General features: G+C 61.4%; 16 protein-coding genes. 8 read left to right on the top strand and 8 right to left on the bottom strand.

What is annotated here, in order from left to right; genetic code table 11:
• Positions 1-4: 4 nt before the first annotated feature.
• From ACM5SV_RS07895 to hemC, 3 genes are all read right to left on the bottom strand, one after another.
• Positions 5-1,276 (bottom strand): COG4223 family protein, encoded by a 1,272-nt coding sequence (locus tag ACM5SV_RS07895; protein ID WP_222014576.1) that lies wholly within the window; start codon positions 1,274-1,276, stop codon positions 5-7.
• 68 nt (positions 1,277-1,344) lie between these two features.
• Positions 1,345-2,052 carry a uroporphyrinogen-III synthase gene (locus tag ACM5SV_RS07900; protein ID WP_222014574.1) on the bottom strand — a complete coding sequence of 236 codons (708 nt, stop codon included), beginning with the start codon at positions 2,050-2,052 and terminating at the stop codon, positions 1,345-1,347.
• Positions 2,053-2,059: 7 nt separating this feature from the next.
• On the bottom strand, positions 2,060-2,989 hold the full coding sequence (hemC, locus tag ACM5SV_RS07905) for a hydroxymethylbilane synthase (protein ID WP_012759321.1): 930 nt from the start codon (positions 2,987-2,989) through the stop codon (positions 2,060-2,062).
• A gap of 72 nt (positions 2,990-3,061) precedes the next feature.
• Between hemC and tsaD the strand changes: the two genes are divergently transcribed.
• The 7 genes from tsaD (at position 3,062) to ACM5SV_RS07940 (ending at position 9,635) form a co-directional block, all read left to right on the top strand.
• Entirely contained in the window at positions 3,062-4,183 is a 1,122-nt protein-coding gene (tsaD, locus tag ACM5SV_RS07910; RefSeq protein WP_222014572.1) for a tRNA (adenosine(37)-N6)-threonylcarbamoyltransferase complex transferase subunit TsaD, read from the top strand.
• A complete protein-coding gene (locus tag ACM5SV_RS07915) occupies positions 4,180-5,163 on the top strand; it encodes an NAD(P)H-dependent glycerol-3-phosphate dehydrogenase (RefSeq protein WP_222014570.1) in 984 nt (327 codons plus the stop codon). The genes tsaD and ACM5SV_RS07915 overlap by 4 nt, the downstream gene beginning before the upstream one ends.
• Positions 5,164-5,172: 9 nt before the next feature.
• A complete protein-coding gene (locus tag ACM5SV_RS07920) occupies positions 5,173-5,466 on the top strand; it encodes a YciI-like protein (protein WP_011653856.1) in 294 nt (97 codons plus the stop codon).
• Positions 5,467-5,468: 2 nt separating this feature from the next.
• Positions 5,469-5,900, top strand: coding sequence for an EVE domain-containing protein (locus ACM5SV_RS07925; protein ID WP_222014569.1), 432 nt, complete (start codon positions 5,469-5,471; stop codon positions 5,898-5,900).
• Positions 5,897-6,544: a class I SAM-dependent methyltransferase gene (locus tag ACM5SV_RS07930; protein ID WP_029870931.1), complete on the top strand. Its 648-nt coding sequence runs from the start codon at positions 5,897-5,899 to the stop codon at positions 6,542-6,544. Before ACM5SV_RS07925 ends, ACM5SV_RS07930 begins: the two co-directional genes overlap by 4 nt.
• Before the next feature lie 214 nt (positions 6,545-6,758).
• Positions 6,759-8,438 (top strand): glycoside hydrolase family 3 protein, encoded by a 1,680-nt coding sequence (locus ACM5SV_RS07935; protein ID WP_222014568.1) that lies wholly within the window; start codon positions 6,759-6,761, stop codon positions 8,436-8,438.
• A gap of 339 nt (positions 8,439-8,777) precedes the next feature.
• Complete coding sequence (locus tag ACM5SV_RS07940) at positions 8,778-9,635, top strand: LysR substrate-binding domain-containing protein (RefSeq protein WP_029870939.1); 858 nt, start codon at positions 8,778-8,780, stop codon at positions 9,633-9,635.
• Positions 9,636-9,727: 92 nt separating this feature from the next.
• Here the strand turns inward: ACM5SV_RS07940 and ACM5SV_RS07945 are convergent, their stop codons facing one another.
• The 4 genes from ACM5SV_RS07945 to ACM5SV_RS07960 form a co-directional block, all read right to left on the bottom strand.
• Positions 9,728-10,963: an aspartate aminotransferase family protein gene (locus tag ACM5SV_RS07945; RefSeq protein WP_222014563.1), complete on the bottom strand. Its 1,236-nt coding sequence runs from the start codon at positions 10,961-10,963 to the stop codon at positions 9,728-9,730.
• Positions 10,964-10,997: 34 nt separating this feature from the next.
• Complete coding sequence (locus tag ACM5SV_RS07950; protein ID WP_113546764.1) at positions 10,998-12,284, bottom strand: TRAP transporter large permease; 1,287 nt, start codon at positions 12,282-12,284, stop codon at positions 10,998-11,000.
• Complete coding sequence (locus tag ACM5SV_RS07955; protein ID WP_128406567.1) at positions 12,281-12,745, bottom strand: TRAP transporter small permease; 465 nt, start codon at positions 12,743-12,745, stop codon at positions 12,281-12,283. The genes ACM5SV_RS07950 and ACM5SV_RS07955 overlap by 4 nt, the downstream gene beginning before the upstream one ends.
• A 94-nt stretch (positions 12,746-12,839) precedes the next feature.
• Positions 12,840-13,838, bottom strand: a complete 999-nt coding sequence (locus ACM5SV_RS07960) for a TRAP transporter substrate-binding protein (protein ID WP_419425172.1) — start codon at positions 13,836-13,838, stop codon at positions 12,840-12,842.
• Positions 13,839-14,059: 221 nt separating this feature from the next.
• Between ACM5SV_RS07960 and ACM5SV_RS07965 the strand changes: the two genes are divergently transcribed.
• Entirely contained in the window at positions 14,060-14,317 is a 258-nt protein-coding gene (locus ACM5SV_RS07965; protein ID WP_128438307.1) for a CrpP-related protein, read from the top strand.
• A gap of 72 nt (positions 14,318-14,389) precedes the next feature.
• On the opposite strand, the gene ACM5SV_RS07970 is transcribed toward ACM5SV_RS07965, so the two are convergent.
• A complete protein-coding gene (locus ACM5SV_RS07970; protein ID WP_222014561.1) occupies positions 14,390-16,186 on the bottom strand; it encodes an adenine deaminase in 1,797 nt (598 codons plus the stop codon).
• Positions 16,187-16,291 lie beyond the last annotated feature (105 nt).

Consider the following 16,291-nt stretch of genomic DNA (forward strand, 5'->3'; position numbering starts at 1 on the left):
GGTCTCATCCCTCCTTGCCGGTGCCGGAGACCGCTTTCGACAGCGCCCCGCCGACCAGTTCCTCGACGCGGATGCGCGCTTCGAGCGTTTGCTTGAAGGCGGCGGAGGCTTGCTTGCCGAGAGCCGGCAGGTTGTTCCATTCGGCGGATGCGCCGGGCAGGTCGCCGCTCTTCACCTTCTCCTCCATGCGGGCGGCAATGGCTTCGACGCTTTCGCCCTCGATATTGCCGACGGGACGGACACTCACCAGCGACTTGGCGCTCGACATCAGCCGGTCCGACCAGCTTTGATTCGGGTCCGGCTGGTTGACGGCTTCGACGATCGCGGTGGCGACATCGGGAACCTCGCCCACCAGCTCGGTGCGTGAGGGAATGCCGGTTTCGGCAAAGGCTCTAAGGTCAGCGACGGCTGGATCGTCGGGTGCGACACCGGCGAAAGTGTCGAGTTCGGCCAGGAACGGGCCACCGCGATCGATCGCCGCCTTCAGGGCGGCAGCGGCGATCGCCCGGGCAACGGCGACGTCCTCGCGCGGCTCGTTCAGCTTCTTTTCGGCCTCTTCGAGGCGCTTGGCGATATCGGCGCCGTTCGTCGTCTGCTGCTCGGATGACTGGGTAAGCGTAGAGCGCAGTTGGTCGACCTGACCGGTCAGCTCCGCAATCTTCTGGTTGAGTGCCTCGACATTTGCCGAATCGGCCGGTGCGCCGGCTGCGGGGGCCTTTGCAGCCGTTTCCAACGCAGCGACGCGTTTCGCAAGCTCGCCGTCATCTGTGCTCGCCGGATTGGCGGCAAGGTTGGCGACGGACTGCTTCAGGCCGTCGATCTCACCGGCAAGATCGGCCGTCTCCGGCGAGGTCGTCTGCGGTGCGGAGGAGCCTGGGAGGTAACCGGCATACTGGATGGCGCCGGCGCCAAGCAGCGCCACGAGGCCGCCGAAAATGCCGGCGGCAATGAGACCGGAGGTGCCGGCGCTCTTCGGCGCGGGCCGTTCGGGAGGAGGGGTGAAGGAAGGTTCTGGAGCTGCCGGTTCCTCCTCGGGGGCGTCAATCACAGGCTTCTCTTCATCTTCGGCATGCGACGCAGTCTCGGTTTCGGGCGGCGGGCCGACATCGGCGGCAGCGGTGCTGTCGGCGTCGGCAGTTTCATTGTTCACCGGTTTTTCGGTATCGGCCGCAGCGGCGAATTCCTGTGCATCGAGGTCGATCGTGACCGGTTCGTCGGCGCTCTTCGAATGGCGTGGCGGGTTTCCCGATACCATGAGGTCCTCTTTATCCTGCATTGCAACGAAACTAGACAGTGATGCCAGTTAAGGGAAGAGGTTAGATCAAATTTGGGCGGTTAGAGCCTTCAAAGCAGCGACAGAAGACTTTTCTCATCCGCCATCGGTGATATCTCGACGCTTTTTTTCAAAGCTACCGGAATGGCCTTCGCAACGGCCTCGCTAAGGCAGAGAATGCGGATTCCGCTGTGTTCCGGCACGGCTGATCGCAGTTCCGGCACGCGAAAGAAATCCTCGGCCGTCTGCCGGGAATAGAAGAGAATGGCCTCAGGACGAGACCCTGAGAAAATCGCTTCGATCTCCGCCGGGCCGGGAACGATCGGCTGCATGCGATAGCATTCGGCGATAGAAAAGCGGATGCCGAGTTCGCGCAATCCTGCTTCGAAAGTTTCGGCGCGGGGCCAGCCGGCAAGATAAAGCAACCCGTCCGCTCCCTGCGTCGCGACGAGATCGGCGAGATCGCGGCCATTGCCTTGGGATGAGGTGACCGATCGGAAGCCGAGGCTGCGCGCTTCTTCCGCCGTCGTTTCGCCGACCGCAAAAAGCGGACGGGCGAGATGCGGGTGAAGTTGCTCGCCGAGCGCGGAGAGGACCCTGATGGCTTCGGCACTGGTCACCGCGATTGCGCTGCCGGTGGCTGCAAGTGCGCCTGCGGCTGCGGCGCTGTCGTGCAGCGGCTGACGCAGCGGCAGCAGCAAGGGCTCATGGCCCAAATCGCGCAAACGTTGTGCTGTTCGCTCGGCCGAATGCGCGGGGCGGGTGACGAGCACACGCATGGCCGCTTCAGTGCCAGTCGTCGAAAAAGGCGCTGCCGGCCCTGGCGCGCACGTCCTGGCCGGCGCGGGTGCCGAGCGCTGCCGCATCGCGGCGGTGGCCGTCAGTCGTCACCGCATGCTGGCTGCGGCCGTCGGGGGTGATGATGAGGCCGGAGAACCGGATCAGGTCGCCTTCGCAGACGGCATAACCGCCGATCGGCGTGCGGCAGGAGCCGTCGAGTGCGGCGAGGAAGGCGCGTTCGCAGGAGACGGTGTCGAAAGTCGGGCCATCGTTAACCGGCGCCAGCAAATCGTCGACCCTGGCATCGCCGATGCGGCTTTCGATGCAGATCGCCCCCTGCGCCGGGGCCGGCGGGAAGGTGTCGGGATCGAGGATATCGGTCAGCACGTCGACCTTGCCGAGCCGTTTCAGGCCGGCAAGCGCCAGCAGGGTCGCATCCACCTCGCCCTGTTCGAGCTTGCGCAGGCGGGTTTCGACCAGGCCGCGGAAGGTGATGACATTGATATCCGGCCGCATGCGGCGGATCAGCGCCTGGCGGCGGAGCGAGGAGGAACCGACGGTGGCGCCATGCGGCAGGTCGATTAGTTTGCGCGCGGTGCGGCCGATGACGGCGTCGCGGATATCCTCGCGCGGCAGATAGGCAGAGAGATAAAGCCCCTCGGGCAGCTTCGTCGCCATATCCTTGGCGGAATGCACGGCGAAATCGAGCTCGCCGGCGGCAAGCTTCTGTTCGAGCTCTTCGGTGAACAGCCCCTTGCCGCCGATCTCGGCCAGCGACCGGTCGGTGATGCGGTCGCCCTTGGTCGTCAGCACGACGATCTCGAACATGTCCTCGGGCAGATGATGCGCCGCCATCAGCCTGTCGCGGGCCTCATGCGCCTGGGCAAGCGCCAGCGGGCTGCCTCGCGTGCCGATCCGGAAAGGTTTTGTTTGCATCCGTTCTATTCCGTTGTTACCGGAGTTCTCGTAAACGGGTTTCCATCCCATCGCAATCAACGAACAGGCTTCATGGTTCCCTTTCTGCGCATCCTTGGCATCGAAACGAGCTGCGACGAGACCGCCGCGGCGGTCGTCGAGCGCGATGCTGAGGGGCATTCCAACGTGCTGTCGGACGTGGTGCTTTCCCAACTCGACGAACATAGCGCCTATGGCGGCGTGGTGCCCGAGATCGCCGCACGCGCCCATGTCGAAGCGCTGGACGAGCTGATCGAGGAGGCGCTGAACCGCGCCAATGTGTCGCTCGATGATGTCGACGCCATAGCCGCCACGTCGGGGCCGGGGCTGATCGGCGGGCTGCTGGTGGGGTTGATGACCGGCAAGGCGATCGCCAGAGCTGCCGGCAAGCCGCTCTATGCGATCAACCATCTCGAAGGCCATGCGCTGACGGCGCGGCTGACGGACGGGCTTTCCTTTCCCTATCTGATGCTGCTCGTCTCCGGCGGCCATACCCAGCTCATCCTGGTGCGCGGTGTCGGGCAATACGAACGCTGGGGCACGACGATCGACGATGCGCTGGGCGAAGCCTTCGACAAGACGGCAAAGCTGCTCGGCCTGCCCTATCCCGGCGGCCCGGCGGTGGAGCGGATGGCGCGGGACGGCAATCCCGATCGCTTCGATTTTCCGCGGCCGCTGGTCGGCGAGGCAAGGCTCGACTTCTCCTTCTCCGGCCTGAAGACGGCAGTGCGGCAGGCGGCGCAGGATATCGCGCCGCTCAGCGATCAGGACGTGGCGGATATCTGCGCCTCGTTCCAGAAGGCGGTTTCGCGGACGCTGAAGGACCGTATCGGCCGTGGCCTGCAGCGGTTCAAGACGGAAATTCCCGCGACATTCCCTGCTACTGGCCCAGCGACTGGCGAAAAGCCGGCGCTCGTCGTTGCCGGCGGCGTCGCCGCCAATCTCGAACTGCGCGGCACACTGCAGGCACTGTGCGACAAGAACGGCTTCCGCTTCGTCGCGCCACCGCTGCACCTCTGCACCGACAACGCCGTGATGATCGCCTGGGCAGGACTGGAACGGATGGCGACCGGTGCCGCACCGGATACGCTCAACGTGCAGCCGCGTTCGCGATGGCCGCTCGATTCCAATGCGGAAACGCTGATCGGCTTTGGAAAACGAGGGGCCAAGGCATGAGTGAAAACATCGCCGTCGTCGGATCGGGGGCTTTCGGCACGGCGCTTGCCGCCGTCATCGCGCTTGCCGGCCGCAGCGCCGTGACACTCGTCGGGCGTAATCCGGCGCTGATTGCCGATCTGAAGAGCGAACGGCTGCATGATGCGGTGCTGCCCGGCATTCTCCTGCCCGACACGCTGGAATTTTCCGCCGAGGCGGATGCGATCGCCAGTGCCTCCATCGTGCTTTTTGCGATGCCGTCGCAGGCGCAGGCCGATGCGGCGCGGCAATACGGACCTTATCTTTCCAAAGATGCTGTCGTCGTTACCTGTGCCAAGGGTATCGAACGGGCGACCGGCAATCTTCTGACCGACATGCTGGAACGGGAACTGCCGGACCATTCCGTCGCCGTGCTCTCCGGCCCGGGTTTTGCCGCCGATATCGCCAAGGGCTTGCCAACGGCAATGGCGATTGCGGCAGCTGACATGGAGATCGCGGAGCGGCTCGCTCAGGCCATATCAGGCCGGACCTTCCGGCTCTATGCCTCCAACGACCGGATCGGCGTGCAGCTTGGCGGTGCGCTGAAGAATGTGCTGGCGATCGCCTGCGGCATCGTTGAAGGCCGTGGCATCGGCGATTCGGCGCGTGCGGCGCTGATTGCGCGCGGGCTTGCGGAGATGTCGCGTTTTGTCGTCGCCAAGGGCGGGCAGGCGGATACGGTGCGCGGGCTGTCCGGTCTCGGCGATCTGGTGCTGACGGCAACGAGCCATCAATCGCGCAATCTGCGCTTCGGCATCGCGCTCGGGCGCGGCGAAAAGACCGATCCCCTGCAGGGTGCGCTGGTGGAAGGCGCGTTTGCCGCCTCCGTCGCCTCGCGGCTTGCGGCGGAGTTGAAGGTCAGCATGCCGATCACCGATGCCATTTCCGCCATCATCGACGGCAAGCTCGATATATCAGAGGCGATAGAGCAGCTGATGACGCGTCCGATCACCACCGAATAGGAGACAGACATGCTTTTCGCCCTTCTCTGCAAGGACAAACCGGGACATCTGAACGTGCGCATGGATACGCGTCCGACGCATATCGAGCATCTGAACAAGCTGAATGCTGAGGGAACGCTGAAGATCGCCGGCCCATTTCTCGATGACGACGGCAAGCCCTGCGGCAGCCTGATCATCGTCGAAGCGGAATCGAAAGAGGCGGCGCGTGCGCTTGCCGATGCCGATCCCTATGCCAAGGCCGGGCTATTCGAAAGCGTCGAGGTCAAGGCCTACAACTGGGTCTTCAACAAACCGGAGGCGTGAGCATGGCGCACTGGCTCTATAAATCCGAACCTGCCTCCTGGTCCTGGGAGCAGCAGAAGGCTGCCGGCGAAAAGGGCACGGAATGGACCGGCGTCCGCAACTATCTGGCGCGCAACAACATGCGGGCGATGCAGATCGGCGACAAAGGGTTCTTCTATCATTCCAATGACGGGCTGGAGATCGTCGGCATCGTCGAAGTCTGCGTCCTGTCGCATCCCGATTCTTCCGCCAAGGGCGATCCGAAGTGGGATTGCGTCGATATCCGCGCCGTCATGGACGTGCCGAAGCCGGTGACGCTGAAGGATGTCAAGGCGAGCGAGAAGCTCGCCAAGATGGCGCTCGTCACCTCGATGCGGCTTTCGGTGCAGCCGGTGACCGAGGAAGAATATCTCGAAGTCTGCCGGATGGGTGGATTGGACAATCCGCCGCGTTGAAGACTGATCCAGAAGCCTTCATCCGCGCCAATACCAGCCTGATGCCGCCGCCGCATGTGCCGGAGATTTCGCTCTATCTGGCGAGCGAGGCGCATGAGCTCTGGCTGAAGACGGAGGAGGAACTGGAGGCAATCGGCCTGCCGCCGCCCTTCTGGGCTTTTGCCTGGGCGGGCGGCCAGGGACTGGCACGCTACGTTCTCGATCATCCGGAAACGGTGCGCGGCAAGCGCGTGCTTGATTTCGCCAGCGGTTCCGGCCTTGTCGGCATTGCGGCGATGATCGCCGGTGCCCGGGAAGTCACGGCCTGTGATATCGATCCCTGGGCGGAAGCCGCAGTCCGGCTGAATGCCGAGGCCAATCGCGTTTCACTCGGATTTACCGGCGCCGATCTGATCGGGCAGGCCGTCGATGCGGATGTCGTGCTTGCCGGTGATGTCTTCTACGACCGCGCTTTCGCCGATGCGCTCGTCCCCTGGTTCGCGAAGCTGGCAGCCGACGGCAAGTGGGTGCTGGTCGGAGACCCCGGACGCAGTTACCTGCCGAGAGATCGGCTGGAATTCTGCGCGGTTTATGAAGTGCCGGTAACGCGGGCGCTGGAGGACAGCGAAATCAAGAAGACGACGGTATGGCGGTTCGCTTCCTAGATCAAAAATGAGAGCCTGATGTCACCAGGCCATTCAGGGGGAACTAAAGCGGCCGTCGCTTCGCCGCCCGCTGCTCAAGCGTCTGCTCAAGCCGACCCTCGATATCCAAAATGTTCCCGACGAACTTAACCTGACATCACCGCGCTGGCTTATGACGGGATAGCGTGCATATTCACACGGGCTATCCGCAGAGCGTTGATCAACGGGGGAACTTATGACGATCTACGACGAGCTTCGCAAAGCGCCGTTCAACCTCGACGACGCTGCGATATCCTGGATCCGCGATGTCTATGCCTCGCTCGATCTCGATGACAAGATCGGCCAACTCTTCACCTTGATCATGATCGGGACGGATGAGGAGGATTTCAAACGCATTGCTTCACTAAGGCCGGGCGGCGTAACCCGCTTCTTCACGGCTGACCTCCAGTTCGAGCGGCGGGTCATCTCTGACCTCGTGGCCAAGAGCAAAGTCCCGCCCATCATCAGCGCAGACCTCGAAGGCAGCCGTCATTCCTTCGCTTTCGGCACTCCGGTGCTGGGCCAACTTGGCCTTGCCGCCGTCGACGACGTTCAGGCGACCGAGAAAAGTTCAGAAATCTTGGCACGCGAGGGCCGCGCGATGGGGGTGCGCTGGTCCTTCACACCAGTCATCGACATAAATACCGCGTTCCGATCACCGATCGTCGGTACGCGGTCATACGGCTCCGATGTCAACAAGATCGAGCGGCACGCGGTTGCCCATGTTCACGGTCTCCAACGAAATGGCGTTGCCGCCACCGCAAAGCACTGGCCGGGCGAGGGATATGACGACCGCGATCAGCACCTCGTTACGACGACCAATCCGCTTTCCATGGACGAGTGGAAGGAAACCTTCGGTCGGCTCTATGGAACGCTGATCACCGAAGGCGTGTTGGCAATCATGAGCGGGCACATTTCCCTTCCGGCCTATATTCGGTCGAAGATGCCAGATGCCGGGCTTGAGGCTTTCCGACCGGCCTCGGTTTCCCGGTTGCTGAACGTTGATCTTCTCCGAAATGAACTCGGCTTCAATGGCATCATCGTCTCTGACGCGACACCCATGGGAGGGTTGTCCGCCTGGGGCCACCACCTCGATACGCTGCCTGATATCATCGCGAATGGCTGCGACATGATCCTCTTCAGCGATGAACCTGAGCAGGATATGGCGGCGGTCAAGGGTGCCATCGAAGATGGGCGTATTACTCCGGAACGACTTGAGGAAGCGGTTCTTCGCGTGCTGGCGCTCAAGGCCCATCTCAAACTTTTTCAACCGTCAGACGTCCTCCCCGATGCGGCGGAAGCGCGCCACCTGCTTGCGCATCCAGACAATGTCGCAGCATCAAGGGAATACATCGGCCGCTCGCCTACGCTTGTGAAGGACGTCAATGGTATCTTTCCGCTCGATCCGGCGAAAACAAAGCGCGTGCTGCTGGTCGACGGCGGCATCATTCATCCGCTCATGCCGCAGCCACTGGAATTCTTGCTACCCGCGCTGTTGCGGAGGGAAGGTTTCGAAGTCACGATCGACCGACCGGACATCGTGCCGACCCCCGACGACTTCGACCTCGTCCTCTACGCGCTAGGCGACGAGTCGCTACTCGTGCGAGGTCGGATATTCGTCGACTGGCATAGGATGGGTGGTGGAGGCCTCTTCAAGGCCATGTACCGACCCTGGACGAATATTCCCTCCGTAATGATCTCCTTTGGGCATCCCTATCACCTTTACGATGCGCCGCGCGTACCGGCCTATATCAATGCGTACTCCACCATGGACAGCGTCCAGGAAGCCGTCGTTGATTGTATGCTCGGTCGCAAGCCCTTCCTCGGTACCAACCCGGTAGACCCTTTCTGTGGCCTTGAAGATGCGCGCTATTGAAGTCGTCGGGAGCAGAGGCTGCCGGCCTATTGGAACGGGGCAACAGGCGCGTTCCGATCATTCGCGATCGCCCCGACCAGAAGATGTCAGCCGGCGATCAAAGGCGGCTTCATACACCATCGTGGCGGCAAGATCAGCCAACGCCGTTCCGACTGCCTTGTAGCGAGTGATCTCATCGTTGGACGTCCGCGCGCGTCGGCGTGTTCGCATCATGGCCAGCGCTTTACTCACTTGAGGAAAGGGAGAATGATATCTGCAGTCCGGCGGTCTTTTGGTGAAGCTCGCTTAGTCGGAACGATCAGATCGCCGCACGTCCCACAGCGAGTTCCAAGGTTCAAAATGCAGCACTTCGACACAGATGCGCTCGCGACCTTCGTGGCAGTGGCCGACGCCGGTGGCTTTACTGCAGCAGGGACGAGGATCGGCAAGTCGCAAGCGGCCGTCAGTCTCATCATCGCCCGTTTTGAAGAACAGATCGGGCGGAAGCTGTTTGACCGGACAAGACGCGGCGTGCACCTGACTGAAACAGGCGAGATCCTGATTGGCTATGCCCGCCGTATCATTGCGATCGAGGACGAGGCGCTGGCAGCGCTCGATCCAGGTGCCATGCGCGGCTATGTCCGTCTTGGAATGCCGGACGACTACATCGAGCTGTTTGGCAAGCCTTTGATCGAAGAGTTTTCGCGCGCCAATCCCCGTATCCAAGTCGAGATCCAGTGCGACTTCTCCCGCTCCCTCGAGGCGATGGTCGAACACGGCACTATCAATCTCGCTATCATCACTCGTGCACCGGATTCAATCGTCGGCGAGTTGCTGCGTCGCGAGCCGCTGGTCTGGTGCGGACCTCCAGATGGGCAGATTGAGCGGCAGCGGCCTCTCCCTCTTGCCTTGTTTCCAGAGAAAGATTGTCGGGCACGGCCCCATATCGTCCACGCTCTCACCCAGGCCGGCATCGGATGGCGAGCAGCATGGACATCCTCACATCTGCCGTCGATTCAGGCGGCGCTGGATGCGGGTGCCGCGGTTACAGCTTTGCCGGCCTCGGTTGTCGCGTCGCGACACCGCCGTCTGACCGCGGAAGACGACGGCCTGCCGTTGCTGAAACCGCTTGAGATCGCCCTTCTCGTTCCACATGGCGCGCGCGCCGCTGTTCGCACGGTCGCCAGCTTCGTCCGCTCGCATTTTCAGCAGCTTTGACACTATCTACTGTCGCCGTGATCAGGGTCGCGATCCGGTAAACGGCCAGTTGCAAGGCATATGGTTTTCAGGATCCCAAAACAGCAAATTGGCTAAGCCGCCATGTCTCTTGCGGCGTCTTCAAAAATAGCGATCATGTCGTCGATAACGCCATCGGTGTGGGCATCGGAAAGATAGAGACGACCGAAGGCAAACGGCATGATCAACAGCCCGCGGCGGCGCAGCGCCTCATGAAGTTTGAGGGTCATGACGGCATTTGCCCTGTCCAGCGTCTCTGCGTAGTTCGAGGGCGGGCTATCGGCAAACCAGATTGTGAACACAGACCCCTCCCCAGAGGTTGTAACCGCCCTGCCATGACTAGCAAAAGCTGAATTTATGCCATGCCTTAACCGCTCGCCGCGCGCCAGCAAGGCAGCGTAATCGAGGTCTCTCAGAAGCTGAAACGTTGCGGTGACGGCGGCTGTGGCCACAGGATTGCCGCTGTAAGTCCCGGCGCGGTTGACTGTACCCTCTTCTGCAAGCGCCATGAGGTCGGGTCGACCGACGACAGCGGCCACGGCGACGCCACTGCCGATGGCTTTGCCGACGGTGGCCAGATCTGCTTCCACCTCCATGCTATGCCCCGTCAGCCCGAAACGCGTGCGAAATCCCATCAGCACTTCGTCGAGAATGACAAGCGCGCCATGGCGCCGCGCCGTCGCTTCCACATGCGCAAGATACCCGGGCGCTGCCGGGATGCATCCCGCATTGGCCAGCATCGGTTCCAGGATGACGGCAGCGATGCCACTGTTTTCCGCGAACAGTTGATCGACGTCATCGAAGTCGTTGAAGCGCAGCAGCGTGGTTCGCTCGTGCACCGGCCTTGCATTTGTGAGCATTGCCGCATCGGCGGATCCCGCCTGGCCCAGCGTGACGTCGTCATACCAGCCATCATAGCCGGCAGCCATTTTTGCGATATAGGAGCGGCCGGTGGCAGCGCGAGCGAGCCGGCAAGCGAGATGAACAGCCTCACTACCGGTATTGGTGAAGATCGCCCGCGAGAGGTGTCGTGTCGCAGCGGTCAGCACGCTGGCAGCTTCCTCCTCTCCAGCATGGGCAAAGGCCGGCATCGGCCCGTTGCGCAGGGCGGCAGTGACGGCCTCGACAACCAGCGGATTCGCATGGCCGATCACCGTCGCCCCAAATCCGAGCGCCGTATCGATATACTGGCGCTGTCTGTCGTCCCAGATATAGGCGCCTTGGGACCGTCGGGCGACAAAGGGTTTGCCGTCCATCGGTGGCAAGGCCCGCCCGGCGCTGGAGATTCCCCCAACCAGATGTGTCGACATAATGTTTGTCCATTCGTAACGGCCGGTACCTGGCCTAGAACCCGAAGTAGCGCGGCAGCCATTCCGTCGTCTCCGGAATGAAGGCGACGAGCAGGAGGCAGATGTTGCTGGTAATGAAGAACGGGATAAGCCTGCGCGTAACCGCGTTCACGCCGACCTTGGCGACGTTGCAGACGACGAAGATGTTGGTGCCCACCGGTGGCGTGAACAATCCGATACCCAGTGCCATGGTGAAGATCAGACCAAGTTGATAGGGCTGAAGCCCGGCTTCGATGCCGATCGGATGTAATATCGGTGCGAGGATGATCAATGAAGGTCCAAGGTCCGCCCAGGTGCCGACGAAGGTCAGAAGCGCCAGAATCAGTAGGATGGTGATTGTCGGACCGGCTCCCCAAGCATGAAGGAGCCCGGCGGTCCATTGCGGTATCTGTTCGACGGTCAATATCCAGGAGAATGGAACCGAGACAGCCATGATGATCATAATTGCGCCGGTCATGCGCACCGTCTCCACCCCGATCTTCCAAAGGCCAGCCAAGGTAATTTCGCGGTAGAGGACGCCTCCGACCAGAAGAGCCCAGACCACTGCCACGAAAGCAGCCTCCGTCGTTGTCGCAAGCCCGCTCAGCATGGAACTGAGAACCGCAATTGGCATCATTAACGCAGGCAGTGCCCGCAAAAGGTGCTTGCTGAAGCTTGTTACGGTCGGACGGGTCTCCGACTTTGGAAAGTTCTCCTTCACCCCGACCCACCAGGCCGTGAGCATGAATGTGACCGCCAACATAAGACCCGGAATGATGCCTGCTGCAAATAGCCCACCAATCGATGTATCCGTTATGACCCCGTACATGATCATCACAACGCTCGGCGGCAGGATGATGCCGAGCGTGCCGGCCGCGGCCGTAACTGCTGCAGCGAAGTCTCTTGGATAGCCCCGTTCGGCCATCGCCGGGATCATGATGGCGCCGACAGCACCCGTGTCGGCCGTGGCCGATCCGGTGATACCACCATAAATCATGCAGGTCGCGACATTGACGACACCCAATCCTCCTCGCACCCATCCGACCATGTCATTGGCAAGGTCGATGATCCGGCGTGTCAGGCCACCCTCATTCATGATGCCGCCGGCGACGAGAAACAGCGGGATGGACGCCAATGAAATGGAATCGGCTCCCATATAGACCTGTTGCGCAAACCAGGAGGGTGGGAGCGGAACCAGGCCGAAATAAATGACGACAAGGGTGGAAAACGCGATCGACCATGCGACTGGCACACCAGTGTAGAGCGTGATGGCAAAGACGCCGAAGAGAACCAGAAGTGTCATTGCCTACGCTCCCGGAATGCCGAAACAATACGAGCAATGGCGATGACGGCGAGAGTGGCGCCCATGAAGACGATGATGCTCTGAACGGTCCAACTCGGCGCGCGCATAACGGGGGTCGGAACAAATCCCGTGCGCGCAAGCATGGCCTTGCCGCTCCTCAGAAAGGCGGCGGCAACGGTGAGCAGGATGAGATTGTGATAGATGCGAAACCAGCGGTTCCGGCCACTGGTGGACGTGTTGCCGTCGATGGAAACGTTTTCGCCGGCGACCTCCGACAGAACAGCACCGATCGCGGTCGTCCACAAGAACAGGATACCGACCATTTCAAATGACCAAGTGATTCCGGAAAGACCGAGATACCGGCCTACGGCACCAAGCCCGGTAGAAAGGATTAGGGCGACGACAACGAGGACACCAACGATCGTCATCACGAAGACCGCTGAAGAAGCGAGGCGTTTCATGGGGCTTTCCATCAAAGGAGGACGTGGCTGCACAGGCAACGAATGCGGCAAGGACACGTCAGGGGACCGATCGAATCCTCGCCGCAGGCATTGCCTATTTTCCGGCTGCTGCCGAGCGCACGGACGACACCAGATCGTCGCCCCATTCCGCCCCGAATTTCACATAGACAGGATCAACCATCGCACGGAAGGGTGTCGTGTCCACCGTCGTTACGGTGACGCCCTTCGACTTGAGGTCCTCAATGACCTGGGCATAGACCTCGTCGAGTTTTCCGCGGTACCAGATCGTCGTCTCTTCGACTGCTTTGGTCACCGCAGCCTGGTTTTCCGGGCTCAGAGCGTCAAAGCGCTCCTTATTCATGAACCAGTAATTCGGCGTCCAGATATAGTTCGAAACAGACAGGAACTTCGCGCTCTCATACCATTTCTGATCCGCGAAATCGCGTATTTCCGGCTCCACGCCGTCGACCACATGCGATTGCAGCGAGGTATAGACTTCCCCGAAAGGAATCGATTGCGGCAGGGCACCCAACTGTTCGATGGTTGCAAGAATGACGGGGTTCGGCGGCGTCCGCAGCTTCAGACCCTTGATATCCTCCGGCGTGGCGATTGATTTGCTGACGGTTGCAAATTGACGGAAACCGGAATCAAGCGCGCCGAGCATCTTGAAGCCGTTGTCGGCACCCGTATCGAAGACCTTTTTCCCGATTGGTCCGTCGAGAAAGGTGTGCGCTGCGTTTGCATCGGAAAACAAGAACGGCAAGGTGACGACGTTGAGCTTCGGATCGATCGCATCCGCAACGCCGCCTAGCCCGATATCGATGGAGCCGGAGCCGACACCATCGGCGATCGGTCCCTCATCGCCCAACTGACCATCTGGAAAAATCTGGACGGTAAGGCCGCCCTTGGTTTCGCCGGCGAGCTTGTCGGCGAACATGACGACAGCCTCCTGAATGAGGCTCTTCGAGCTTGACGCGTGGGCGAGCCGAAGAGTTTCGGCATTCGCTTGGCCGGTGCAAAGCAACAGGATGCCGGCGATGGTGGACATGGAAAGGCGACCGCCGTGAGCCCGCATGATATTGAATTCTAACATGTTACCCTCTTTGTCATTGTTATGACCAAGAGTATGTGCGGCCTTTCTCAGGGGTACAATCGGTAAAGCAACGTCTTCGATCAGGAAACGTTATGTTGCTATATCAGATCGTTATGCTGCGCCGCTTGTTACGCAACTGTCCCAAATTAACCCATTAATTAGCATTCACTTGCATGCGCAGACTGCGATGCTACCGTCGCCGGCATCGTGGGAGATCGCGTATGACAATTGAAGAGCTGATCGATTTACAGGAAGCAGGCTCAAGAGCGCGGGTGCTCGGCTTGAAGGCTCACGAAAACCCATACCTCGCCGCCCATAGGATGCCGACTGGTGATACCGGTGCTCTCGGGGATTGGCTTGCGCGTCACGACGCGTGGAAGTTCGGTTGGGAAGCGGAGGACGCTAGCCGCGAAGGTAGAATTGCTGCGCACTTCAAGGAGCTGATCTCGATTGCCAAACGAGGTGCGCTCGATGCGTAACGTTAGGTTTTCCTGCCTCGTCACGGCGAAGGATCGGCACCTCTTTCACCATCGGATTACCAGCGTTCAGGTCTATTCGAAGAGCGGCGAGATCACCATTTCCGGCACCAGCACCAGGCCCTTGTCGGTTATCCGGATTTCCGGGATGACCGACAGCGGGATAAGGTTGAAGCCCATATAGGCGATGGTGCAGCCTGCCTTTTCCCATTCGAGCTTCAAGGCCTTTACCTCGTCGGCGACCTGGTGCACGCGCTTGTCGGACAAAAGCCCGGCGATCGGCAGCGGCACCATGGCCGTCACCTTGCCGTCCATCACGACACAGACGCCACCCTGCTTTTCTTCGATCGCGTCGAGCGCCACCTGCATGTCCGCGGCATTGGTGCCGGCGACGATGATGTTGTGGCTGTCGTGGCCGACCGAGGATGCGACAGCGCCTTGTTTGAGCCCGAAGCCATTGAGCAGTCCGTGGGCGACATTGCCGGCAGACTTGCCGTGACGTTCTACCACCGTCACGAAGCAGAGGTCGTGCTTGTCGAAATGGGCTTGCCAGTCATTGGCCGGTTCCAGCGTGACGGTGACATGGCCGAGGGTGATGCCAGGCAGCTCCGTCTTGATCGTATGAGCGACGACCGTCTCTATCGGTAGGTCCGGTGTCAGCTTGAGATTTTTTGGCAGCTTGACCGTGTGGTAGGCGGCGTCCGGATAGCGATACGGTTTCGACAGGGCTTCGTCGAGGATCGGCGTGATCTTCTTGCCGTCGACGACGAGCGCGCCGCCATACCAGGTGCTAACAGGCGTAAGGTCGTCGCTGAGAAGCACCAGGTCGGCGCGGCGTCCGCCGCCCAGACCGCCGATTTCGCCTTCCATGCCGAACCGCGTCGCGCCGTGCAGCGAACCCATCGCCCAGGCCTGTTCCGGCCTCATGCCGTATTTCACGGCTTCGCGCGTTACCCAGTCCAGGCCGAAGGCGAGCAGATCTTCCGCATCACGGTCGTCGGTGCAGACGGCAACGTGCTTGTGGGAGGCGCCGAGCTCGGTGATCGTCTTGATCGCCTGCGGCAGCGAATGCCAGGGGGTCGTCGGCGGGCCGCCGCGCAGGAAGATCCACACGCCGGCTTCCAGCAGGTCGTCGGCAATGTCGCGGTCGATAGCTTCATGCGTGTCGGTGACGCCGGATGCGGCATAGGCGGCAACGAACTCCCGTCCGTAGACATGGCCCGACACCGGCCTGCCGCGCTCGAGTGCTGCAGCCAGGATCGCATGGCTGCGCTCGTCGCCCATTGCAACGGGGACAAAATCCATCTTCTCACCGAGAGCCACGGCTTCCGGCCACTTGTCGAATAGGGCGGCGATCTTGTCCGGCGTCAGGTCGCCACCGGCTGTTTCCAGATCCGGCGTCGTCGCCGGCACGGTGCTCGGCACGGTCAGGAAGATCGACAGCGGCGCCTGCCGTGCATCCTCGAGCATGGCCTCGACGCCGGCGACGTCCATGACATTGCCGATCTCGTGGCTGTCGCAGAAGATCGTCGTCGTGCCGTTGAGGAGCGCCGCTTCGGCATAGGCGCAGGCCGTCACCATCGAGGATTCGATATGGATATGCGGATCGATCAGACCGGGCGCGATGATGCCGCCCCTGGCGTCGTAGAGCTTGGCGCTCGCGCCCCTGTAGCTGCCGGCCGGCTTCACGGCTGCGATGCGGCCCCCCGAAATCCAGACTTCGCGTCCGTCGAGAAAGCGCTCCGAATAGGTGGACAAGACGCGTGCGCCCTGGATGACCAGGTCGGGTTCGCGACGAGCGGAGGCGACATCGGCAAGACGGCGGGTCATGGTCGAGAGCGGCTGAACGGAGAAGCGGGTAAGCGTGCTCATGTAAACCTCATTTCCAGGCTCGGGGAGGACTGGCGAGATTGTAAGGAACGCCGCCGGCGGAAGGAAGCACGAATAGTTCTTGTCTCTGGCCTCAAACGGATGCCA

The sequence above is a fragment of the Rhizobium sp. CRRU65 genome, assembly GCF_048551595.1.
Taxonomy (GTDB): domain Bacteria; phylum Pseudomonadota; class Alphaproteobacteria; order Rhizobiales; family Rhizobiaceae; genus Rhizobium; species Rhizobium leguminosarum_J.

Coding starts and splice junctions, on each gene's coding strand:
- tsaD (WP_222014572.1), top strand. CDS start 3,062: ATGGTTCCCTTTCTGCGCATCCTTGGCATCGAAACGAGCTGCGACGAG.
- ACM5SV_RS07900 (WP_222014574.1), bottom strand. CDS start 2,052: ATGCGTGTGCTCGTCACCCGCCCCGCGCATTCGGCCGAGCGAACAGCA.
- ACM5SV_RS07950 (WP_113546764.1), bottom strand. CDS start 12,284: ATGACACTTCTGGTTCTCTTCGGCGTCTTTGCCATCACGCTCTACACT.
- ACM5SV_RS07915 (WP_222014570.1), top strand. CDS start 4,180: ATGAGTGAAAACATCGCCGTCGTCGGATCGGGGGCTTTCGGCACGGCG.
- ACM5SV_RS07925 (WP_222014569.1), top strand. CDS start 5,469: ATGGCGCACTGGCTCTATAAATCCGAACCTGCCTCCTGGTCCTGGGAG.
- hemC (WP_012759321.1), bottom strand. CDS start 2,989: ATGCAAACAAAACCTTTCCGGATCGGCACGCGAGGCAGCCCGCTGGCG.
- ACM5SV_RS07965 (WP_128438307.1), top strand. CDS start 14,060: ATGACAATTGAAGAGCTGATCGATTTACAGGAAGCAGGCTCAAGAGCG.
- ACM5SV_RS07920 (WP_011653856.1), top strand. CDS start 5,173: ATGCTTTTCGCCCTTCTCTGCAAGGACAAACCGGGACATCTGAACGTG.
- ACM5SV_RS07960 (WP_419425172.1), bottom strand. CDS start 13,838: ATGTTAGAATTCAATATCATGCGGGCTCACGGCGGTCGCCTTTCCATG.
- ACM5SV_RS07945 (WP_222014563.1), bottom strand. CDS start 10,963: ATGTCGACACATCTGGTTGGGGGAATCTCCAGCGCCGGGCGGGCCTTG.
- ACM5SV_RS07895 (WP_222014576.1), bottom strand. CDS start 1,276: ATGCAGGATAAAGAGGACCTCATGGTATCGGGAAACCCGCCACGCCAT.
- ACM5SV_RS07955 (WP_128406567.1), bottom strand. CDS start 12,745: ATGAAACGCCTCGCTTCTTCAGCGGTCTTCGTGATGACGATCGTTGGT.
- ACM5SV_RS07935 (WP_222014568.1), top strand. CDS start 6,759: ATGACGATCTACGACGAGCTTCGCAAAGCGCCGTTCAACCTCGACGAC.
- ACM5SV_RS07940 (WP_029870939.1), top strand. CDS start 8,778: ATGCAGCACTTCGACACAGATGCGCTCGCGACCTTCGTGGCAGTGGCC.
- ACM5SV_RS07970 (WP_222014561.1), bottom strand. CDS start 16,186: ATGAGCACGCTTACCCGCTTCTCCGTTCAGCCGCTCTCGACCATGACC.